The organism is Algorimicrobium bowmanii (genome assembly GCF_054031195.1).
Window position 1 is genome coordinate 2,727,114 of sequence record NZ_CM132929.1, and the last position, 21,892, is coordinate 2,749,005.

Genomic DNA, 21,892 nt, shown 5'->3' on the forward strand with positions numbered 1-21,892 from the left:
AGTTACAATTCAATAAAGTGTTTGTCTTTTAAAATTTGCCGAACATATTCCGACACTGTTTCGTTATTTTTTTTTGCTCGATCTTCAAGTTCTTGCTTTACATAGCCCTCGACACGAATGGTTAATACTGTATCTATCATGTTTGTGATTGTTTGTGATTGTTTGTGATTGTTTGTGATTGTTTTTAAAAATTAATAAATAGAAAAGCCACCTAAAGATTTATATAATCTTTAGGTGGCTTGGATATAAAAATAACTAAGGAGGTTCCTGCTTATCTAAATTTACTCTAACAATAAGTATTGCGCTTAAACAAGCACATAGAGATTTCTTAAACCTCTCTAATATTTCGATTACTTTTTTACACATAAGAATATATTATTTTTCTTATGACAAAGTTACCGCAACATGTTAGTAATCTAAAGGTGGGAAGTATAGTGGAGAGACGTTATTTCATGGTGGAAAACATCAATTTACAGTGGGTTTTAAAATTCAACTATTTATAACAGCCAAATCACTAAATTGTTTTAGAAAACCATCAACTCTTTGAACATTTGGAGAGTCAAAATCAAGTTCAATTTTTGGTATATTTATCTTTTTAATATTATGCTCCGTTTTAAGATATTCTAAAAAGTTGCTTTTCTTACCAGTAATAAGTTTTAGTTCATTTAAAGAATGATATAAGCAATCAATGTTAGAGGAAACATGCGTTGAAAGGTTTTGAATGGTAATATGAATCTCAAGAAACGATTTTAAAGAAATAAATATATGTTTATATCTATCATATACTTTTTTATCTTTTGCTGCTTTTGAAAAATATATATCCACTTCAAATGAAAACCTATCATTTAAACTTAATAACGCTTTTAGTTCTGATTCAAAAAAGACAAACTGATTAATCCAATCATCATTATTCATCAATTCCGCATCAAAAAACTTTAAATTACCATACAGGTACTCCAAAATAAAATCACGTTTTGAGACATTTCTTTTTAATCCTTCTCTACGCATATTTAGATACTCTAAACGATTCTCTAAACCGATATTTTCAATCCCCAAGGGTGAAACATCTTTTTTTACCTTGTGAAATCCAGAAACTTTTAACTCCTTATATTTTTCGTTAAAATGCTTCAAAGCTACTTTCTTTTGTTCTGCAGGTGTAAGTCCATAAACTTCGTCATTAAAGTCAACAGAGAATGAAACGAAAATATTATAAATATATTCTTTATATCGATCAAGCAAAAACTCATAAAACTCATCCATAAATGTTTTTTCTGGACGAATACTGGACTTCACGGATATTTTTACACCTTTTTGAAAAGCATCCTTTACAGATATACTCCCAGTGTTTATAACCTCTTCATAATAATCAGCCGAAACAAGAATTTCGTTTTGACTAACAATTGTTTTTTTTTCAAACTTTTCTCTATCAAGTTGACCGAGATTTATCATAGTATTTTCTGGATTTAGAACTTCGAAAATACCGTTTTAAGATTACAAAGGAAAGTAGCTTTTAAAGATTAAATTTATAAGAAAAAACTAAAAAACACAATACACTGTGTTACAACGCAATACAATGTAATACGATGTATTACGATGTAATACGATGTAATACGAGTTATAATCAATTCAATAGATGAGAGAAATCTTCGGGCATTTGAGCATCAATATCACGCAAGTAACTCTCAAGAGCAGACATAGACGAATGACCTGTAATAAGCATTAATTTACTCTTAACTGCATGAGGTGTCATGTTCGCCTCTTTAGATAGTTCTCTATACAATTCTGATATCGTTGTATGTCTAAAACTATATAATCCATAGTCTTCGTTTAGCTCAAAATGGTCTTTAACTTTTTTAAATCGTTTTGTAAAATAGTCTCGCTTACTGGCTTCACTTACATTCCATTCACCACCTACTTGTAAATTTGTAAACAAGCAGTCCGCTTTAGTAAATGAGTGTAAATCAGGTAACTTATCGTAAAGTATTTTAGGGATTATTTTTTCTTTTACAAGCTTATTTTTAGCTCGTATTTGCATTTTCATATCTGTGAAATTCAAATCCCCAACCTTTAACCTACAGACTTCAATAGGTCTTAAAAACCCGTAGGAAACAAAATCAACAAAAAGCGCTAATAAGGGGTCATGTTCCTGCATATAGTCTTTAAGGTCTTTAAGTAATTCCGAGTTATATGATTTGTTTCGTTTAGGTGCTGATTTAAGTTTCTTTAATTTCTTGACAAAATTAGTCTGTAGTACATCATTATCTATTAAGGTTTCTATAAAAGAACTTAAATCATTTCTGGTATTATTACGATTACGAGCACTTGTGTTTTGTAATACATTATTTAGATATTGTATGACAACCTTTTTTGTCAAGCTTTCAATAGAATCTGATTTAACAAAATCATTATCATATAACCATCTATAAAATTGATTTATGCGACTTCTATATTTTGGAAATGAGTTTTCGTTTAGAACTTTCTGCTTGGTATCTAAAACTAATTTTTTTGCATCTTCAAGAGTCATAACGACCGCTTTCTCCTCTTTAGGAATAGCGATGACTTTTGGTATTACTTTAGGTTTACTTTCAGGAGTTTCTGGCTTTGGTAATTCAGTCTCAAGAACTACTGGCTTCTCAATCGGCTTACCAATCATTCTATCTCTTACATGAGAATTATCTTCTTGATAGGGATTATAACCTGCATCTAAAATATTTAAAAGCTGCCTTTGGATAGGTTTTAAAACTCTTAACCGATGCATTTTTGTTGAAAATCCATTTGCATTTCCTTTAATACGTTTCTGCTGTGTCATTTTACCTGTTTCGGGATTTCGAAAAGAATAATAGACATACCAAGACTTTTTAAGAGCAGCAGTTTGCTCCTTTTTAGTCAGTTTAGACCAGTGGTTTACATCCACTCCGCCAGTGTAAATTTTAGGTTCGTTGTAGTTGGGTTTCATAGTAAAATCATGTACTGAATCATGTACCTGCAATATAAAACTTAAAACTGAAGACATAAAAAAAAGGGTTATGAATACATAACCCTTTGATTTAATTGCTTTTAAGCTTAGTAGCGGGAACTGGACTCGAACCAGTGACCTTCGGGTTATGAGCCCGTTTTAAGCTACAACAACAACGTAAACACTGGGCTTACAAGCTGCTTTATTTTGAAATCGTATGCAAAAACGTATGCACTTTTGACTTTCTGATTAGTAATTAATTGAAGTGTAAATTTATATTATTTTTTCATATAATACTGCCATTTTATGAGAATAAACCTGTCAACACCATGCTCAACTTTTTTAAGAAACCCATACTCATATACAAAGAGATAAACATCATCTTTACTGTTCTTCCAATAATGAGTAAAAAAATTAGGATTAAATCCTTGATCCAGTAATACTCCACTTCTAATAGTGGCTAGACCTGATTTATTATAACTTTTAAGAATACGTCTATTCTGCTTTAACTGTTTAGCTACAAAATTATAAAACTGAGGAACCTCCTCTAAAGATTTTTTATAATGATAAGAACTCTTACAATAAGCATCACAAAACTTTTTATCTGAGCGTCCAATTATTAATTTTTCACAAGAAAGACATAGTTTAGGTTTTTCATTACTAAGCATACTTAAGTGTTATTTAAACGTTTAATATACGAATAATCAACCACTTGACAACTTTAAAATTAGTAGCTTTAATAAAAAAACTAAATGAAATTCAGTCAACATATTACCTTAAAGCATATTTTAATTAATAATAGAAAATTTATAGGCCTTCAATTTTACGCAAACAAGGCATTAGAAATACTTCTTAAAGAACTCCAAGATATTAAGTGGAGTGAAGAATTCAACATGTATTACCTCCCTAATAATAATTCTAATTTAGATAGTATTTATAGTATATTTAAAGGAGTGGCTTGGATAGACTCAAAATATTTTTTTCAACATACACGCTCAAAACAATTAACTGAAACGTTTAATATTGAGTGGTACAGAAAGCGAGAGAGGACTAAAAACTATAAACACTGCCCTGAATTATATCTACAAAAGCTTGAATTAAAGAAATATGCCAACAATACTATAAAATCCTATGTAACAGCATTTGAAGCATTTATTAATCACTACTATGATAAAGAGATTGATCATTTAGACGAAAATGACATAAGAAAATACCTTCAGGTATTAACTCAAGAAAAACGCTCTAATTCTTATAATAACATGGCCATAAATAGTATAAAATTTTATTATGAAATTGTCCTCGGAATGCCCAACAGGCTATATAGAATAGAACGTCCGCGAGTAAGAAAGAAACTACCTGTTATTCTTGCCAAGGAAGATATTAAAAGAATGATTGACTGCACTCCAAATATGAAACACCGTTGCATTGTTAGCTTACTGTATTCCGCTGGACTTCGTAGAAGTGAACTATTAAATCTACAAATTAGCGATATTGATAGCTCTCGAATGCTGATACATGTGAAAGACGCAAAAGGAAATAAGGAACGATATACACTATTATCAAAGAATACGTTACATGATTTAAGAACCTATTACATACAATGGAGGCCTACAAATTATCTTTTCGAAAGCCCGAACAAAGAGAAATACAGCCCAAACAGTGTTGGTAAAATTGTTACCACTGCTGCCATAAAAGCTAAAATAAAAAAGAAAGTAAGTCCACATATTTTAAGACATAGTTTTGCAACACACTTACTTGAAGCTGGTACAGATATACGATACATTCAAATTTTATTAGGACACAGCTCTACAAAAACCACTGAAATTTACACACATGTTGCGAAAAGCAGTTTTGATTCTATTAAAAATCCATTAGATTTGTAGGTATAGATATAATGGATATATATACACCATTAAACATATACATACGTTAGCAAACATTAACACGAACTAAACTGAACAATAATGACAGGACTTTACAAACTTATTTTAATTATTCTATTACCATTATTTAGCTTTTCTCAAAACGAGGAAAATACTCAAGATTCTTCAAAAAATCTTAATGACTTTGTTATAATAACAACTGACGCTATTTACGAAGGATACCAAAGGGTTGACTTAAATTTTTTCAGACCTCAGTGGGATTTCGGTTTACCATCCAATTATTCATATTATTATAACATTGCTGATTTCAAAAATTATTTAAAAAGGGAAGAACCAAAATATAATGATAATTTAAAAAAATATAGAACTATATCAGCTGAGTCAAAAGCTATTTATCTAAATAAATATCAAGAAGAATTAAATATTGTTAGCAACGAAGATTTTAAAAATTCAACTATTTCTTTTAAAAGAATCGTCTTACAGACTTATATCAAAGTTCTAACGGGAGAAACGAATATTAGTGTTGATTTGAAATTACCTTTAAAATTCTATAATGGCGATTTTGATATCAGATACTTCAAAATAGACCTTCAAGCTTGGAATCGAAATTTAAAAAAATACGATTTTATTAATGAAGTAAAAAAGATACGTAATATAACAGATGTTGATTCATTGGTTGAAATCAATGAAAGTTTAGTAAAAGAGTTAGAATTATTAGATTATTACAGTAAAAACAAGGAATTATTTGAAAAGAAACTAATGTCACTGGATGATTATGATAAGTATATTCTAAAAATGCAAAATGATTATCCAGGTAGATTTACAAACAAACAAAGATTAGAAAAAGACAGAAATAATTTCATCAAAGAATTACCAAAAAAAAGAAAAATAGCCCGTGCCAAAACAAACGGATATTTTGATGATTTTGATTTTAAATTACATAGAGTTTATATTTTATTAGCAAGCTTATCATCAAATGTCAGAGTAAGTGCATATGGAATAAGCGTTTCTGATGAATGGTATTTAAAGCAACCAGAAGAAATAATATTATATCCCAATCATAAAACCATTCCTCTTAAAATTGAAAAAACAAAACTTCTTGAAAAAAATGTAAACAAGCAAGCTAATAGTAATGATAATACGAGAACTTATATTATAACTGTTGACAATTTAAGAGTAAGAACAAGTCCACAATTAGATAGTGAGAAAATAGAAAATTTAGCTATCGGAAGTAAAGTTGAGTTTCTTGAAAAATCAAATAATCAAACAACTGTAACAATTAAGAATAATGAAATTACAGAATATTGGTATAAAGTAAAAACATCAAGTGGTAATATTGGATGGATTCACGGTTGTTGTTTTGAAAAATAATTCAATATGAATAGAATAATAACATCGTTCTCTTTATTAATCTTTTTTGTTTCTTGCAAAAAAGAAGTATCTAAAGAAATAGCAAAACAGAAAGAAAATATAACTCAAAATGAATTAATAGTTAAACCCGTTTATAATTATACAAAAGATTTTGTTTTAGGTAAGTTCAATTATAAGACTGATAGCACTTTCATTAAAATAAACTCTAACCATTCATCCAAAATAATTTATCTTAACAAAGAAGTCTACATAGCATTTAAAGAAATGCATACTTCAGCAAAAAAAGATGGAATTAATCTAATTATTGTTTCAGGAACAAGAAATTTTTATGAACAAAAATCCATTTGGGAAAGAAAATGGAATAAATATAAAAATTTAAAATCTTTAGAAAGAGCTCAAAAAATTTTAGAATATAGTTCTATGCCAACAACATCAAGGCATCATTGGGGAACTGATATGGATTTGAATAATTTAAATAATTCATATTTTGAAAAAGGAAAAGGAAAAAAGGAATATGAATGGCTATTAAAAAATGCAAATGATTTCGGATTTTATCAAGTATATACAAACAAAGAAAATGGAAGAACTGGTTATAATTTAGAAAAATGGCATTGGTCATATTTACCATTAGCAAGTAAATATTTAAATTACTACAATCAGAATATTACTTATTTAGACATAAGTGGTTTTAAAGGTTATGAATTAGCCGAAAAAGCGAAAATGATAACTGAATATGTTAATGGAATTTCATTAAAAGCAAAGACATTTGAATAAATAACATTTGCTAACACCGTATATAATTTATTGCTGGCTTATTGCCCACTTACGAAAGTCCTCGCGGACTTTCTTGGTTGGTAATTATTTACTAAATTAGTTGCATAAAACACGCAACAAACCATATACAAACACGTTACCATACATTTGAAAAAACAATGAGCGAAACAAATCTAACTACTGAATTAAAAACTGAACCAAATATTGGAAATCGAATTGGAGCTGGAATTATTGACTATCTAATTATCTGTATTTTCTTCATAATTTATGTTTATACATTTGGAGAACCTAATGATGAAGGTGGATATTCTGTAAATGGACTGCCAGCACTTATACCTGTATTATTTTGGGGAATTATGACTGTTGGAATTGAGCAATGGTTTGGAGCAACACTCGGAAATTTTTTAGTTGGGCTAAAACCTGTATCAATCCAAAAATCATCTGAAAACTCAACTTTTAGAGGAACGAACGAAAAACTGACTTTTGGACAATCTTTAAAAAGACATTTACTGGACCCAGTCGATATGTTCTTTTTTGGACTAATCGGAATTGTAACAATAAAAAACACAGATAAAAATCAGCGTTTAGGGGATATTTGGGGAAATACAATCGTTGTGAAAACACCTAAATTTAACAAAACGGAATAAAAAACGTATGGTAACAACGTATATAATTTATTGCTAGTCCTAGCCTACTTACGAAAATCCTAGCGGATTTTCTATTCGGTTTTTATTTACTAAATTAGGTGCTTAAAACACGCAACAAACCATATACAAACACGTTGTAGTGCATTAGAGAAAAATGAGCGAAAGATATTTAAAATTAGAAGTCATCTGGAAAGATGAGCATATGTTCGAATTAAAAGTTTCGGCAAATAATGGACGATACTCTGGAATTACAGAAGTTTATGAAGTATCTGATTCTCTACTTGGATTTGTAAATGAACTTAATGGATTTCCATTCGGAAAAGACAAAGTGACTCACGCCTGTGGAGAAAAAGACAGCTTCGCTCATTTCAAAATGGAATTTTATAAAATCGGTTTGACTGGAAAATGCGGATTGCAGATCACAATGGAAGAAAATGTTGCAACGGAATACAGAAAAGAAGAGAAAGACAAACTCACAATGGAATTGATAGTAGAACCTAACTCGATTGATATATTTTGTCGTGAATTGAAAGTGCTAGCTGAAAAAGAAAGTGGAATTGCGGAATTAAAAGCTGTCGGAAAATACACAAACAACATTGCGTAGAATAATAACGCACTACAACAATGTATATAAAACATAGCTAGTAAGTGCCAAAACAAAGGTTTGTGCCTGTTTGTAAGCACCGCCAAATTTACAAATTTGGCTTTAGTAAAAATTAAAAACAAAATTCGTAAATTTGGCTACGTTATAACCTGAAAATTAGTGCATCTCTATACGCTACGTTTCATATACTAACCGTTAGGCACAATTAAAACCAACGACAATGACAAGAATTTATAGAAGTTTCTCAGAACCAGACAGAGAGAATCTAACTTGGGAAGAAACTTGGAGACGAGAGGACAAAGGATTGATTAAAAACTATGAAGTTGGTCGAGCTTTAGCCAAAAAAGAACCTCAATTAGCTGAAAAAGCTAAAAGAGGAGAATTACCAGTTCTTGGATATAAAGGAGGCGTAGATAAAACATTAAAGAAAAAAGAAAAAATTGGAGCTCTGAATTATATTGCTAAATGGCAAGCACTTCGAGGAGAAGACTTAAATCTAAATTTAGACGAAGAAATTGTTTTGACTTGTACGAAAACTGATATGCGAGTTACATTTACAATGGACTTGGAAAAACTAAAAAATTCAATTTAATGAACTTTTTAGCAATTGACGTTGAAACTGCTAATTCTGATATGGCATCGATTTGCCAAATTGGTTTTGTCGTTTATGAAAATGGTCAAATTAAAAAGGAATGGTCGAGTTTATTAAATCCCGAAGATTATTTTGACTTTTGGAATGAGTCAATCCACAATATTACCGAAGATGACGTAATTGAAAGTCCAAAATTTACCGACATATATGAGGTTTTACAACAAAGTTTAGAGAATAATATCTGCGTTTGTCATACACATTTTGATAGGGTTTCAATAAATAGAGCTTGTATAAAATATGGATTGCCATTAATGCAAATCAATTGGATTGATACAGCTAAAGTAGCAAGAAGATGTTGGGAAGAATTTGCTTATAAAGGTTATGGATTAGCAAATGTTTGTAAAAAATTAGATTATTCATTTAAACATCACGATGCGTTAGAAGATGCAAAAGCTTCGGCACATATTCTAATTTCTGCAATTAACGAAAAGCAGAACACAATAGATGATTGGTTTATTAGAGTAAATAATCCTCTTTTATCCAATGCAAAATCTTACGATAAATCCGTTTCAAAAGACGGAAATCCAAATGGAAACCTGTTTGGAGAAATTTTGGTTTTTACAGGTTCATTAGAAATACCAAGAAGAGAAGCTTCAATCCTTGCATCCGAAATTGGTTGCAAAGTTGAAAATGGAGTAACAAAAAAGACAACACTTTTAGTTGTTGGCGACCAAGATTTAAGTAAATTATCAGGCAAAAAGAAAAGTTCAAAACATATAAAAGCAGAAGAATTGAAAGTAAAAGGACAAAAATTAAGAATCTTAAAAGAATCCGATTTTGTTGCACTTTACGAATCAAATGTCGAAGAAAGTGAGCAATAACTGTGCCTAACAATGTATATAAAACATAGCTATTATAGGCTTTACCAAAGGTTTTTGTGTGTTTGCGAAGACCGCCAAATTTTTAAATTTGGCTTTTAGTAAAATAAAGATAAAAAGAAAAATTTAAAAATTCGGCTCGTGTATAATCCGAAACGATAACGTCTTTTAACACGCTACGTTTCATATACGGAGACGTTGGCATTAATTTGAACAGAAAATGGGACATAATATTTCAGCAATTATTGGTGACAAACATGTAGACAAAGAAAAAATAAAAGAATTTGGACTTGCGGCTGCGTTTGAAGATAATTATGCAATCATAATATTTGATTTATATGCAATAATTGAACTTGAAGAAATACTAAATAAATCTTCAGAATCAGAAAGCGAAAATCTCGAATGGGATTGTGAGTTGACTAAATTTATTGCTAATGAAATAGGATTCGAGAAATTTGCACTAATTCAAACTGACTATTTTGGTGGAATTGGCGAACAATATGCTTCATTTTTTGAGAATGGGCAAAAATTACTTAATGAAGTAAGTATAAATGAAGCTTTAAAAAAACTTGGAGTTGAAAGAAAAGGCAATCAAGACGAATTCGACTCATTAAACTTAGGTGAATATAGGAACAGTGAATGTTATTATTGGGATAGTGGAAATTGGGCTGAAAAGAAAGAAAATATGATTGCAGGTCGAATATTAAAAAACTAATGCCAACACCGTATATAATTTATTGCTTGGTTCTAGCCTACTTACGCAAATCCTCGCGGATTTTCTATTTGGTTTGTATTTGCTAAATTAGGTGCTTAAAACACGCAACAAACCATATACAACAACGTTAGGCAACATATGAAAAAACTGATATTCACATATTTGACTTTTGGAATTTTTACAATTTTCTGCAATTCTCAAACATTGAGAGTTGAAGACAAATTAATGAATTGTATTTACCAAAATTATGAGGATAATGGGACGAAATTCAAAAAAGCATTAACTGAATTTGAGCAAATACTTATAAATGAAAAAATATTAAAAGATAGTAGTGGCGAAAGCTATGTTGCAATTTTTGAGAAAATAGTTGAGGAAAACGATTTTAACTATAATCCATCGAAATCATTTTTGGACAAAATAATTGATATTGGAATGCCACAATCGGAATCCTTTATTAAATGCCAATCGGAATTGAAAGAAAGTGAGTTCATTAAAAGTAATGAATTGCAGAAAGTATTTGATTCACTTAAAGAGTCCGATAACTTTTCACCTTCAACAGTAGCACAAGGAATTTTAACCGTATTGAATTCCGAGGACTTTGAGCTTGCCTATTATAAAATGAGTGTATTTTTCTTATTTGACACCATTTCTTATGTTAACGATGATGGATTAATTAGGAAACTTCCAGAAATTCAAGAAGAAGATACCGAATACGATTTAAGTAAAGCTATAAACATATACATTGATGGAAATAATCAAATTTTTGCAAATAAAAAGAAAGTAGATATTGAGAAACTTAAAGTTGCAATAAACAAATACGAAGAAAAGAATAAATCGGAATCAATAATAAGTTTAAAAGCAGAAAGGGAAACTATGTATAAAACTTACATTGATGTTCAAAATGCAATCGTTGGTGAAATCAAAAAATTAAGAACTCGACTTGCAAAAGAAAAATATAACAAAGAATTGGATAGCTTGACTAAAGAAGAAATGACTGAAATTAGAAAAGTTTATCCTCAAAAATTAATTGAATAAAATACGTTGCCTAACAATGGCTATAAGTAATTGCTTGTTCTCGTCTACTTCTGAAAATCCTCTCGGATTTTCAGTTTGTGTGTACTTGCAAAGTTAAGTGCTAAACCACGCAACTACTCATAGCCGAGACCGTTGTATGCCATATTCTTATCCATTCGACAAATTTTGTGGAGTACTATGTTGAAATGCTTTAAGGTTTATAATATGAGAAATCGGATTGACTAAATAGACTTAAGAATATATAAGCCTTCAAGTACTTGACGAATATCGTGGAGAGTTTCACTATCCAAACGTTAGCACGTTAGAAGTACTTGATTAAGGTCGTAATAATTTTTGACAAAGTCAAGTTTATCAGACATAATTCGCTGTATATCATATTATAAGAGATAAAACGTTCCCTTACACCTACGTTAATCATACACGGCAGTGTATAATACATAGGTTCGGGACTCCAAAAAACTTGCGTATTTATATCTTAAGGATAAGCCTACGGTATCCGTATATTTTATTAAATTTATAAAATATACGGCAGACAACACTGTTTATATTCCATTTGTCAAATAGTTTATCTTCGCTATCGCTTCGTAAACGATTATTGCCAAACAAAATATAAACTTAACGTTGTGCAACATTAGAAAAAACCATTGAGAAAAATTTTAAAATACATCGGATTAATAATTTTCATCTTTTCTTTTACTTGTTGTGAAAGCGAAACAGAATTTAAAAAAATCGAATTTGATAGGTCTATCGATGTTATTGAAAACATCGGTAGAAATTTAAACCCTGATGAAAAATATGAATATTGGGCTTTATTAAGAGCAAACGATGGCGGACACGAACACGTAGACGTTATAAATGAATTTGGAAATCTGAATAAACGTAAACTGATTGATTTAACTTACAGTCAAGACGGATTTTTAAAACGCGGCCATCATTCCACTTCTACATATTATATTTTGGCGGTTAAAGACAATAAGGTATTTAAAATTGAAGACACTCAAAATTTGTTGTTATTTTTAGATGGCATTGATACAATGGAAGAAGCTTTGTTAATTACCCAAATGAATGAGTTTGGAATTGATGATTGTTTTATAGAAGGTGGAGCCTATCGGAAAACAAATAACCGATATGAATTTCAATTAATGAGGTCTAATCACGGCAATACAAGTATAATTGATTTAGGCTCGTATGCGTTAATTCAACATTTAGTTTTCGTAGAAAAAAATGGAAAATTAAGTTCAAAATCTGGCGGAATATATTGCAAAGGAAAAAAAGAATGCATTGATTGTGAAAAGAGTAACGTTGCACAACAAAGTATATAAGCAATACGGGAGTTTTTGCTCAATTAAAAGTTAGGGTATATTTGGGAGACCGCCGAATTTTTACAAATTCGACTTATTGCTAAAAAATTTAATAATCGAAATTTGTAAAAATCAGCTTGTGTCCTTCCGAAAGGCTTTCGCCTTTCTTCCTCCGCACTGCTCATATACATCAACGTTGTAACCAATTTGAGAAACTGAATGGCAATTAATCAATTTGTAACATACATACTACCAAAAAAGGCGATTGAATTGAAATTCGGAGAGATACCAAATCAATTGGAAATCAAACATTCTGAATGGGAAAAGTTCTGGGAAAAATATACTGAGTCTGATAACGAAGATTTAGAGCCTGAATTTGAAGATGCGAGAACTATAAGTTGGTGGAAAGAAATAGAAATTAACATAGCGCAATTAGAAAAACAAATTGACAAAATAATTACTCGTGCAAGTTGGACTGACGACACAATATGGAAAAGTGAAAAAGCGGAATTTGACCACGATGTTAGTATTGGACTAAATAAAACAAACGAATTTATTGATGAATTTATGTTTCGGACTGACTTAACAGACACTACTCTGAATTTCCTCAATTCAATGCTTGATATCTGTCAAGAAAATAATTGGATTTTAATGGACAGGAATGGAAATTTATGCAAACCGAATATTTCGGATTTAGCTCAATTAATCAAAGGTTCAGATGCTGACCGATTTTTAAGAAATCCAAGTAAATTCTTTGACGAACTGAATAATAAAAAATAAAAACTGGTTACAACATTGTATAAAAATAATGCGTAAGTTTATTCCTAAACCAAAAGTTAGTGCTTGTTTGCTTGCATCCGATTTTCCTTCGGAAAATCCTCGCACTCAAACTACGCACTATTCTTATACGTAACCGTTGGGTACAATGCTGAAAAAACTAGGATTTGATAAATGAACATTAATAAACAGAAATTAAAATCCATCCTCAAAGAGTGTTTAGTTGATGCTCTTCAAATAATAAAAGAACAAAAGAAAAAAGATGAAGAAAGGGATTGGAAATGGACATTTGACCATCATGAAAATTTTCCAACAATGTCATTTTTTGACTCTGGCTTACCATCATTCTACTTAAACAGCTATCATAAAATTGATTATTCCAAATTCTTAACTAAAGACAAAAGACATCTCGAAATTGAATCTTGGAAAAAATATTATGATTATGTAGTTGAAAACGAAGATTTACGAAAGTATTTTGGTTTAATGGAATTCAGTCCCTTGAATAAAAATGCAAAAGAAGAATCATTTATTTTTTATAATCAAATCTATACATACTATTTTCTTGCAAATTTTGTAGACACATATATTCATCTTGATTCATTAGAATTCACTAAATCTGTCTTTGATTCTCAATTTGAAAAGTATTATTTATCTATAATTACTAAAAGGCTTGAAATAACAATAGCTATTCCAATTCTATTTATGGTTTTTGACTTTGACGAACTTGAAATTGATAATCGAATTTCAATTAAAAGAATTGAAAAACCAATCCAGTTAGCTAGAAATACTCGGAAAAATTATACTTCGTCTGCCCATGATGTTGTTATTGGTGCTGCTACTCATGCATTTTACATAAAAAATTGGTTTATTGATAATGACTCACAAACACAGAGAGACAATAGCCTTACCGAAATAAATTCATTTAAAGAACCTATAGTCTTAATTGAAAACTTGTTTGGAACTTTAAGACTTATTTTAAATGTAGAAACTGGGTATTATCAAATTCTATCAATTCCAAAAGATTGGAAATACAATGGAAAAGCTGAATTACCTGAAATATTTGTCACATCTGAAAAAAAATATCCTGAAAAATTTGAGAACTATGGATGGCATAATTCGATAAGTTTAATTAGTAAAACCGAACTATCTAATTTTAAGGAAATATATTCAAAACTCTCAAGTAATCAATTTTCTTTAGCAATCAAAAGATTGAATTCAGCATTTATTCGCAAAAATGATGAAGACTCAATTATAGACATTACAATTGCATTTGAAAGTTTATTAACCAATGACTCTAACTCTGAAATAACTTATAGACTTTCTACGAGAGTTGCTCAATTATGTAAATTAGAAAAGTTTAAAAATTACAGCACAAAACAAGTGTTTGAATTTTGTAAAAAGATTTACAATTTCAGAAGTGCTGTTGTTCATGGTGACATGAAACGAATTGAAAAAACACGAAAAATAGAATTAGAACAGTCAAAAGAAATTAAAATCATTGAAATTTCCGTTGAATTGTTAAAGCATTTGATAAAGGTTATGATTGACAAAGATATTATCGGAACAAAACAAATAGATGAATTAATGTTGTGAAAAGCACAGTACCCAACAACGTGTATAGCTCATTGCGGCTGAATTCCTAATCGGAATTCATTGCAATTTGCTATCTTTCGGTCACGGCGGAAAATCATAGCTGATTTTCCGCAACGAGCCATACACAAAACCGTTAGCAAACATATGAGAAAAATAGTCGGATTGATATTATGGTTTGTTTTATTTATTGCAGTTTCGTGTAATAATAAACCAATTGAACCATTTGAATTATCAGTTGCGGACTACAATTATTCACTTGCTTATTCTGTACTTTATAAAATTTCGGACAAAAAACTGACAGTAACATTTCGCGGAGAATTGGAAAATGAAAAAGATAGTATTCTCTACTCTACAACTGATATTCCAAAGCGCAAAATCCGACAATTATCTGATATAAACATTGACAGTTTAAATGTGCTTTATTCAAACATTTGTATAAGAGATGGAGATATAAAATCATTCCGATTTACAAAAAACGGAAAATCAAAATTAGTAAGCTTACAAAATTATTACCACGCTGAATTAAGTCCTGCGATTGAAATAATAAACGGAATTGTTCCTGAAAAATATAAAATGCACTTCGACAAGAAAAGGTTGATTGAGAAAATGGAAAACTGTGGAGAGTTTCAAATAATAAAAAGCTGGGAAGAATACAACAACGGAAAATAAAATACGTTTGCTAACACCGTATAAAAATAATTGCTATTTTAGGCTTAAACAAAGGTCGTTGCGCTTTTGTTACGTCTGATTTTCCTTCGGAAAATCCTCGCACACAAAACCGCAACTATTCTTATACATAACCGTTGTAATCCACAATATTAATCAGTGTTTTTTAATCAATAAAAGAGGTGCGCTGAACGATTTTCCTTCTCGACAAAACAGCACAGATTTGATAACTGACAATTAATCTTTAAGAAACTTTACTATAGCTTTTGTGCAGAGCAGTTTTTTTTTGAGTTTTTGTATCTGTGAGTTTTGCTCCTTTGTGTTTACTGGTTGCACCTCTTTGATTTTAGCATTCAAGGTTCGCGAAACGAATGTCTGCGTATCTGAAAGTGTACGATTGCGGATTACAACAGTATGTATAGTTTATACGGCAGATTACAGGTTTTCAAAGTGTAGTAGGTATCTGAAAGTACGCCAAGTTTACTATTTGTGATTTTCGTGAAAAATGTAAATAAAAATCGTAAATTTGGCTAACAGGTTCTTTGTAGTGCGGTAGGTTTTAATTGCCGTACAAAACCATACATGGGACGTTAGCCACAAGCTGAAAAAACAATATGCAAAGATTAAAGAAAATTACGATTGAAAATTTTCGTTCAATTGGTGAGGAACCAGTTGAGATAGAATTTCCAACTGAATATCCGACAATATTACTCGGAGAAAATAATGCTGGAAAAAGTAATATAATCAGAGCTATTGAATTGATGTTTGGGGAATATCATCCGAAATACAAGAAATTAGATAATTACGACCATTTTAATAGACAGGAAACAACTAAAATTTCAATTGATGCACAAGTTTCTGGTTTTGAATCAAGACTCGGTAGAAATGGCGAATTTTCTTGTGGTGGATTTAAATATGATTGTGTAAAGGGGGCTGACAGTAATTTTGCTGCAATACAAGCAGAAAATGGAGAGCAAAACATATATGTTTCTAATAATCTTCGAGAAGAACTTCTATGTGTTGTAGTTAATGCAGAACAAAACCTAAATTATCAATTAAGTTATTCTTCAAAGTTTACGTTATTATCAAAAGTTACAAAGGCATTTCACGACAAATTAATTGAGGACACAGAAAGGGTTGGAAGACTTAAAGATATGTTTGAAACTATCAAGAGTACATTTTTAGAAGTTGAAGAATTTGGAGCATTCAATGAAAATATGTCGACAATTGCTGGTCAAATGCTTTCTAATATGAGTCACGCACTACAATTTGACTTTACCGCTTATGACCCAAGTAATTATTTTAAAACCTTAAGAGTCCATCCATCAGAAGATGGAGAAACTAGAGCTTATGAAGAATTAGGCACAGGACAACAACAAATATTAGCATTATCATTTGCACACGCATATGCTAAATCTTTTTTAAGTCAAGGTTTAATTTTTATACTTGACGAACCAGAAGCACATCTACATCCTCTCGCTCAAAAATGGTTAGCTAAACAGATGTTTAAAATGGCTCAAGATGGTTTGCAATTGATAATTACAACTCACAGTCCATACTTTATCAATCTTGAATTTATAAATGGGATATATTTAGTTTATAAAAATGAACAAACCCAAGTAAGTAATACTAGTGCAAGTGAATTAGCTGAATTTTGTAGAGATACTGGAGCAGCAAGAGCAGACGAAAAAACAATCATTCCATTTTATTCATCTCATAGTAAACCTCATATCCTTAATGGTTTTTTTGCAAAAAAAATCATCCTTGTTGAAGGAGAGACTGAAGAATTAGCTTTACCATTCTACTTTGAGAAAATCGGACTGGACACCTTAAAGGAAGGCATTGCAATTATCGGTGTTAGTGGTAAGGGTAATTTAGCAAAATGGTGGCGATTATTTTCTTGCTATGAAATACCAACTTTTGTATGTTTTGACAATGATTCAAAAGATGACAAAAAAGGCAATAAAAGAGCAGAAGCGTTAAATGCAATTGGAATTGATGATGGAAAAATAGCAGAACTTTTAACTAGTGAAGATTGGAATATAGATGAAGATTTTTGTGTATTTGGAGCAGACTTTGAAACTACTATGAGAAATTCTTTTAGCAGATATGCAGATATTGAAGTAGAGGAAATAGAAAGGCTTGGTTCATCAAAACCAATTGTTGCTAAAGCCGTTGCAAAACGAATCTTTAACGAAGATATAATTGCAGAAGACAGTGGATGGATAAAATTTAATGAATTAAAGGAATTTATAGAAATATTAGAATAAACCAGTGGCTAACAAAATGTATAGAATATTGGGCGGTTCAGAGGTTTGGAGAGAGCCAAGTTATCTACTGACACCGCCAAATTTACAATTTGGCTTTACTACCAATAAAATGTAAAAACAAAATTGTAAATTTGGCTCAGAGCAAACTGAAAGCGCAGTGCTTCCTAATGCCCTACATTCCATACATAAATCGTTGTATGCCATATTCTTATCCATTCGACAAATTTTGTGGAGTACTATGTTGAAATGCTTTAAGGTTTATAATCTGAGAAATCGGATTGACTAAATAGACTTAAGAATATATAAGCCTTCAAGTACTTGACGAATATCGTGGAGAGTTTCACTATCCAAACGTTAGCACGTTAGAAGTACTTGATTAAGGTCGTAATAATTTTTGACAAAGTCAAGTTTATCAGACATAATTCGCTGTATATCATATTATAAGAGATAAAACGTTCCCTTACACCTACGTTAATCATACACGGCAGTGTATAATACATAGGTTCGGGACTCCAAAAAACTTGCGTATTTATATCTTAAGGATAAGCCTACGGTATCCGTATATTTTATTAAATTTATAAAATATACGGCAGACAACACTGTTTATATTCCATTTGTCAAATAGTTTATCTTCGCTATCGCTTCGTAAACGATTATTGCCAAACAAAATATAAACTTAACGTTGCCTACAATTATGACCAAAATCGATAAAAAAGAAATTTTAGTAAGTATTGTGAAATCACTTTTTGGTGCAGTCCCTTTTGGTGGAACTGCGCTGAATGAATTATTTTTTGAATACAATGGTCAATTAAAACAAAAAAGGCTTAATCATTTTATCGAAATTCTTGCAGATAACTTTACAGAGGAATCTGGTATAAATTTAGAAAATATTAAAACGGAGGATTTTAATGATTTATTCGAATCAGTATTGCGAAGAGTGGTTAGAACTAAATCTGAACTGAAATTGAAAAGATTTAAAGATATATTAATCAAACAATTAGTCAGTCCTTCAGAGCATTCAGAGTTAAATGACCATTATTTAGAGTTAATCAGTACTTTAACAGAGGAAGAAATTACTATTCTTTATAATCACAGGCATTTTACTTTGGAATATGAAGATAAAATTACCGAAATGAATAGACATAAGGATAATTTAGCTTCTTTAAAAAAACAGCTTGATAATGAAAGATTAGTGATTGGACAATCTAAATTTCAAGAACCTTTTGACAGACTAACTGTAACTTATAAAAAGAGTAAAGAATACATTGACTCATTATCAAAATTCAAAACAGCTGAATATTATGATTTGACCGAAAATGCTTTTATGTTTTATAAGCAAAGATTATTTGCAAAGGGCTTATTAATAGACGACAGAATGAAACGAATTGGAAATCTTCCATTTAGTCATATGGGAATAACAGAATTCGGAATTGAATTTATTGATTTTATAAAAAATAGTGCGGAAAAATAACTGTAGGCAACAACGTGTATAAAACATAGCTAGTAAGTGCTAAACCGAAGGTTCTAGCCTATTTGCGAAGTCCGCCAAATTTTTAAATTTGGCTTTTAGAAAAATAACGATAAAAACAAAATGTAAAAATTCGGCTCGGTGCTAATCTGAAAATTATCGTATATTTAAACGCTACGTTTCATACACCAACCGTTGGCAAACATATAAGAAATGACGAAAATCAGATATACAAAAGAGAGATTAAGAAGTAATTCAAGAATGGGAATATTCTTTGTAGCAATCGGAATTATTCTCGTTTTACTATCTTTTATTATTTCAGAATGGAAAGAAATTTCACTCGCATCTATCGGAATTGGACAAATAGGAGCTGGAATTTTTATGTTTATAATTTATTACTTTGAAAACAGAAAACAATATCTGACTCTGAAAAACGGAGAATTAATAAAAAACAGTCTATTTCCAAAAAAAATAAAACTAGCCGAAATAAAATCTATAAAGGAATTTGCTGGAGATTTAAAACTAATTACACAAAACACGGAATTTATAATTGACACTCAAATTGTTGAACCGAATTCTCTTGAGGAATTGAAAAATGAATTGAAAAATTATAATCTGAAATAAAAATACGATTTGCCAACACCGTGTATAATTAATTGCTTGGTACTTGCCTACTTGCGAAAATTCCTGCGGAATTTTCACGGGTTCGTAAATGTTTGCTAACTTAGTCGCTAAACCACGCAACTAACCATACACAATCACGTTGTGTGTAAGTTAAAAACTGAACTCTAATTGAAATTAATAAGAAATATTATCAAATCTAAAATTGGACTATTTATAGGACTTGGAATAATTGCTATGATTATAGCTATCGTTCTTGATATTTACGATTGCGACTTCTCGTATCACGACATATTAGTAGAATTTCACGGTTTAGTCTTTGATTTGTTTGTTTTTGGTATTATTCTAACAGTTTACGAAACAAATAAATCTAAAAAAGAAAAAGAAGAATTCGAAAGAAAAAGAAAAGCTGACTTGATTGAGAGATATACAGAAGAAATAAATGATTTTAAGTTCTGGAAAAGTGAAGAAGCAATGTATAGAACTAGAGGTTTAATAAAAAGATTAGTTAAACTTGGAGCTAAAGAATTGAACTTAAATCATTGTTATCTCGCTACTGATAAAACTTTTACTGATTACGAAAATATGCAAAACTGGAAATTCTCATTTGCAAATTTGAGAGAAAGCTGGTTTTTAATGAGCAATATGACGAATGCGACTTTTTATAACGCTAATTTAAGTTCTGCAATTTTCGAGAAAGTTAACTTAACAAATTGTAGTTTCAATTCAAGTAATCTATACAAAACAGAATTTAAGGAATGTGACTTAACTGAGGTAGATTTCCTAAATGCTATTATTCACGATATTGACTGGTTCCAAGAACTTGAAAGAAACAATAACATTGGAGTTAGAGAATTAAGAGAAAATTTTAAAATGAGTGATGAACCATCTAGAATAACAGGAAAATTAACCTTTAGAATAGAAAAAAGATAAAAAAACCTACACACAACACTGTATATAATTTATTGCTAGTTCTAGCCTACTTACGAAAATCCTCGCAGATTTTCTATTTGGTTTTTATTTGCTAAATTACGTGCTAAACCACGCAACAAACCATATACAAACACGTTGTGCATAATTTAACCAAACCCAAAACTGAATGAACAAAATTCTCATTTTACTACTACTGATTTTAATTACGAGTTGTGGAAATCAAACTGAATTGAAAAACGAAATTGACCAATTGCAAACTCAAAATGACAGTCTGAAATCGGAATTAAAAAAGTATGAAAACAAATATGTATTTGACGATGTTAAAGTTAAGCACTATCCGATTAAAGGAAGTCAAGTAAAAAAAGGAACTAAATATTATGGAGAATTTGTTTTTGTTGCTGATGTTAGAGATGACTTTGTCCAGTTTGGAACAGAAAGAGATGAATCAAAACAAGGATATGAAATAAAAAATCCGATTACGCTAAAAACTGAAAAAGGGGATTTTGGAGCGTATAGATTTGAAGTGGATATTGTAAATGATACGACAAACTTACTATTCAAACCTTTAATCAAAAATGAACTTTCACTTAAACACCAAAATGCTGGATATAGTGGAATAATGATTTCGGACAAAATGATTGCGAATTAAAAAAAACTATGCACAACACCGTATAAAAATAATTGCGGTTTAGTGCTTAAACAAAGGTAGTTGCGTATTTGCTACATCTGATTTTCCTGCGGAAAATCCTCGCACGCAAACCCGCAACTATTCTTATACATAAACGTTGTGCGCAAGCTGAAAAAACCA

22 protein-coding genes are annotated in these 21,892 nt (G+C 30.4%); 18 read left to right on the top strand and 4 right to left on the bottom strand.

Features of this window, described 5'->3' with window-relative positions:
* Nucleotides 1–2: 2 nt before the first annotated feature.
* The 4 genes from ACW5R3_RS12235 to ACW5R3_RS12250 form a co-directional block, all read right to left on the bottom strand.
* The gene (locus ACW5R3_RS12235) at nt 3–140 is read right to left on the bottom strand and encodes a hypothetical protein (protein WP_456577300.1); all 138 of its coding nucleotides are present in this window, start codon (nt 138–140) and stop codon (nt 3–5) included.
* Nucleotides 141–489: 349 nt separating this feature from the next.
* Complete coding sequence (locus ACW5R3_RS12240; RefSeq protein ID WP_456577301.1) at nt 490–1,449, bottom strand: hypothetical protein; 960 nt, start codon at nt 1,447–1,449, stop codon at nt 490–492.
* A gap of 172 nt (nt 1,450–1,621) precedes the next feature.
* Complete coding sequence (locus tag ACW5R3_RS12245; protein ID WP_456577302.1) at nt 1,622–3,013, bottom strand: tyrosine-type recombinase/integrase; 1,392 nt, start codon at nt 3,011–3,013, stop codon at nt 1,622–1,624.
* A 221-nt stretch (nt 3,014–3,234) separates the two neighbouring features.
* Nucleotides 3,235–3,624: a hypothetical protein gene (locus ACW5R3_RS12250; protein WP_456577303.1), complete on the bottom strand. Its 390-nt coding sequence runs from the start codon at nt 3,622–3,624 to the stop codon at nt 3,235–3,237.
* 84 nt (nt 3,625–3,708) lie between these two features.
* Between ACW5R3_RS12250 and xerA the strand changes: the two genes are divergently transcribed.
* From xerA to ACW5R3_RS12340, 18 genes are all read left to right on the top strand, one after another.
* Entirely contained in the window at nt 3,709–4,839 is a 1,131-nt protein-coding gene (xerA, locus tag ACW5R3_RS12255; protein ID WP_456577304.1) for a site-specific tyrosine recombinase/integron integrase, read from the top strand.
* 81 nt (nt 4,840–4,920) lie between these two features.
* The gene (locus ACW5R3_RS12260) at nt 4,921–6,210 is read left to right on the top strand and encodes an SH3 domain-containing protein (RefSeq protein ID WP_456577305.1); all 1,290 of its coding nucleotides are present in this window, start codon (nt 4,921–4,923) and stop codon (nt 6,208–6,210) included.
* 6 nt (nt 6,211–6,216) lie between these two features.
* Complete coding sequence (locus tag ACW5R3_RS12265) at nt 6,217–6,984, top strand: M15 family metallopeptidase (RefSeq protein WP_456577306.1); 768 nt, start codon at nt 6,217–6,219, stop codon at nt 6,982–6,984.
* A 158-nt stretch (nt 6,985–7,142) separates the two neighbouring features.
* Nucleotides 7,143–7,631, top strand: coding sequence for an RDD family protein (locus ACW5R3_RS12270; RefSeq protein WP_456577307.1), 489 nt, complete (start codon nt 7,143–7,145; stop codon nt 7,629–7,631).
* A 154-nt stretch (nt 7,632–7,785) separates the two neighbouring features.
* Nucleotides 7,786–8,235, top strand: coding sequence for a hypothetical protein (locus ACW5R3_RS12275; RefSeq protein WP_456577308.1), 450 nt, complete (start codon nt 7,786–7,788; stop codon nt 8,233–8,235).
* 220 nt (nt 8,236–8,455) lie between these two features.
* Nucleotides 8,456–8,827 carry a hypothetical protein gene (locus ACW5R3_RS12280; protein ID WP_456577309.1) on the top strand — a complete coding sequence of 124 codons (372 nt, stop codon included), beginning with the start codon at nt 8,456–8,458 and terminating at the stop codon, nt 8,825–8,827.
* Nucleotides 8,827–9,708: an exonuclease domain-containing protein gene (locus tag ACW5R3_RS12285; RefSeq protein ID WP_456577310.1), complete on the top strand. Its 882-nt coding sequence runs from the start codon at nt 8,827–8,829 to the stop codon at nt 9,706–9,708. Before ACW5R3_RS12280 ends, ACW5R3_RS12285 begins: the two co-directional genes overlap by 1 nt.
* Before the next feature lie 217 nt (nt 9,709–9,925).
* The gene (locus tag ACW5R3_RS12290; RefSeq protein WP_456577311.1) at nt 9,926–10,420 is read left to right on the top strand and encodes a hypothetical protein; all 495 of its coding nucleotides are present in this window, start codon (nt 9,926–9,928) and stop codon (nt 10,418–10,420) included.
* Nucleotides 10,421–10,558: 138 nt separating this feature from the next.
* Nucleotides 10,559–11,455: an ExbD/TolR family protein gene (locus tag ACW5R3_RS12295; protein ID WP_456577312.1), complete on the top strand. Its 897-nt coding sequence runs from the start codon at nt 10,559–10,561 to the stop codon at nt 11,453–11,455.
* Nucleotides 11,456–12,099: 644 nt separating this feature from the next.
* Nucleotides 12,100–12,777 carry a hypothetical protein gene (locus ACW5R3_RS12300; protein ID WP_456577313.1) on the top strand — a complete coding sequence of 226 codons (678 nt, stop codon included), beginning with the start codon at nt 12,100–12,102 and terminating at the stop codon, nt 12,775–12,777.
* Between the two features lie 198 nt (nt 12,778–12,975).
* Nucleotides 12,976–13,536: a hypothetical protein gene (locus ACW5R3_RS12305; protein WP_456577314.1), complete on the top strand. Its 561-nt coding sequence runs from the start codon at nt 12,976–12,978 to the stop codon at nt 13,534–13,536.
* 171 nt (nt 13,537–13,707) lie between these two features.
* Nucleotides 13,708–15,126 carry a hypothetical protein gene (locus ACW5R3_RS12310; protein WP_456577315.1) on the top strand — a complete coding sequence of 473 codons (1,419 nt, stop codon included), beginning with the start codon at nt 13,708–13,710 and terminating at the stop codon, nt 15,124–15,126.
* Between the two features lie 144 nt (nt 15,127–15,270).
* Complete coding sequence (locus tag ACW5R3_RS12315) at nt 15,271–15,795, top strand: hypothetical protein (protein ID WP_456577316.1); 525 nt, start codon at nt 15,271–15,273, stop codon at nt 15,793–15,795.
* Between the two features lie 611 nt (nt 15,796–16,406).
* Entirely contained in the window at nt 16,407–18,062 is a 1,656-nt protein-coding gene (locus tag ACW5R3_RS12320) for an ATP-dependent nuclease (protein WP_456577317.1), read from the top strand.
* A gap of 694 nt (nt 18,063–18,756) precedes the next feature.
* Complete coding sequence (locus ACW5R3_RS12325; protein ID WP_456577318.1) at nt 18,757–19,533, top strand: hypothetical protein; 777 nt, start codon at nt 18,757–18,759, stop codon at nt 19,531–19,533.
* A 210-nt stretch (nt 19,534–19,743) separates the two neighbouring features.
* Nucleotides 19,744–20,154, top strand: a complete 411-nt coding sequence (locus tag ACW5R3_RS12330; RefSeq protein WP_456577319.1) for a hypothetical protein — start codon at nt 19,744–19,746, stop codon at nt 20,152–20,154.
* A gap of 168 nt (nt 20,155–20,322) precedes the next feature.
* On the top strand, nt 20,323–21,084 hold the full coding sequence (locus ACW5R3_RS12335; RefSeq protein ID WP_456577320.1) for a pentapeptide repeat-containing protein: 762 nt from the start codon (nt 20,323–20,325) through the stop codon (nt 21,082–21,084).
* A gap of 166 nt (nt 21,085–21,250) precedes the next feature.
* Entirely contained in the window at nt 21,251–21,733 is a 483-nt protein-coding gene (locus ACW5R3_RS12340; RefSeq protein ID WP_456577321.1) for a hypothetical protein, read from the top strand.
* Nucleotides 21,734–21,892 lie beyond the last annotated feature (159 nt).

Bases quoted from the DNA above. Each gene is read 5' to 3' on its own strand.
- ACW5R3_RS12235 (WP_456577300.1), bottom strand. From the start codon at position 140: ATGATAGATACAGTATTAACCATTCGTGTCGAGGGCTATGTAAAGCAA.
- ACW5R3_RS12240 (WP_456577301.1), bottom strand. From the start codon at position 1,449: ATGATAAATCTCGGTCAACTTGATAGAGAAAAGTTTGAAAAAAAAACA.
- ACW5R3_RS12245 (WP_456577302.1), bottom strand. From the start codon at position 3,013: ATGTCTTCAGTTTTAAGTTTTATATTGCAGGTACATGATTCAGTACAT.
- ACW5R3_RS12250 (WP_456577303.1), bottom strand. From the start codon at position 3,624: ATGCTTAGTAATGAAAAACCTAAACTATGTCTTTCTTGTGAAAAATTA.
- xerA (WP_456577304.1), top strand. From the start codon at position 3,709: ATGAAATTCAGTCAACATATTACCTTAAAGCATATTTTAATTAATAAT.
- ACW5R3_RS12260 (WP_456577305.1), top strand. From the start codon at position 4,921: ATGACAGGACTTTACAAACTTATTTTAATTATTCTATTACCATTATTT.
- ACW5R3_RS12265 (WP_456577306.1), top strand. From the start codon at position 6,217: ATGAATAGAATAATAACATCGTTCTCTTTATTAATCTTTTTTGTTTCT.
- ACW5R3_RS12270 (WP_456577307.1), top strand. From the start codon at position 7,143: ATGAGCGAAACAAATCTAACTACTGAATTAAAAACTGAACCAAATATT.
- ACW5R3_RS12275 (WP_456577308.1), top strand. From the start codon at position 7,786: ATGAGCGAAAGATATTTAAAATTAGAAGTCATCTGGAAAGATGAGCAT.
- ACW5R3_RS12280 (WP_456577309.1), top strand. From the start codon at position 8,456: ATGACAAGAATTTATAGAAGTTTCTCAGAACCAGACAGAGAGAATCTA.
- ACW5R3_RS12285 (WP_456577310.1), top strand. From the start codon at position 8,827: ATGAACTTTTTAGCAATTGACGTTGAAACTGCTAATTCTGATATGGCA.
- ACW5R3_RS12290 (WP_456577311.1), top strand. From the start codon at position 9,926: ATGGGACATAATATTTCAGCAATTATTGGTGACAAACATGTAGACAAA.
- ACW5R3_RS12295 (WP_456577312.1), top strand. From the start codon at position 10,559: ATGAAAAAACTGATATTCACATATTTGACTTTTGGAATTTTTACAATT.
- ACW5R3_RS12305 (WP_456577314.1), top strand. From the start codon at position 12,976: ATGGCAATTAATCAATTTGTAACATACATACTACCAAAAAAGGCGATT.
- ACW5R3_RS12310 (WP_456577315.1), top strand. From the start codon at position 13,708: ATGAACATTAATAAACAGAAATTAAAATCCATCCTCAAAGAGTGTTTA.
- ACW5R3_RS12315 (WP_456577316.1), top strand. From the start codon at position 15,271: ATGAGAAAAATAGTCGGATTGATATTATGGTTTGTTTTATTTATTGCA.
- ACW5R3_RS12320 (WP_456577317.1), top strand. From the start codon at position 16,407: ATGCAAAGATTAAAGAAAATTACGATTGAAAATTTTCGTTCAATTGGT.
- ACW5R3_RS12325 (WP_456577318.1), top strand. From the start codon at position 18,757: ATGACCAAAATCGATAAAAAAGAAATTTTAGTAAGTATTGTGAAATCA.
- ACW5R3_RS12330 (WP_456577319.1), top strand. From the start codon at position 19,744: ATGACGAAAATCAGATATACAAAAGAGAGATTAAGAAGTAATTCAAGA.
- ACW5R3_RS12340 (WP_456577321.1), top strand. From the start codon at position 21,251: ATGAACAAAATTCTCATTTTACTACTACTGATTTTAATTACGAGTTGT.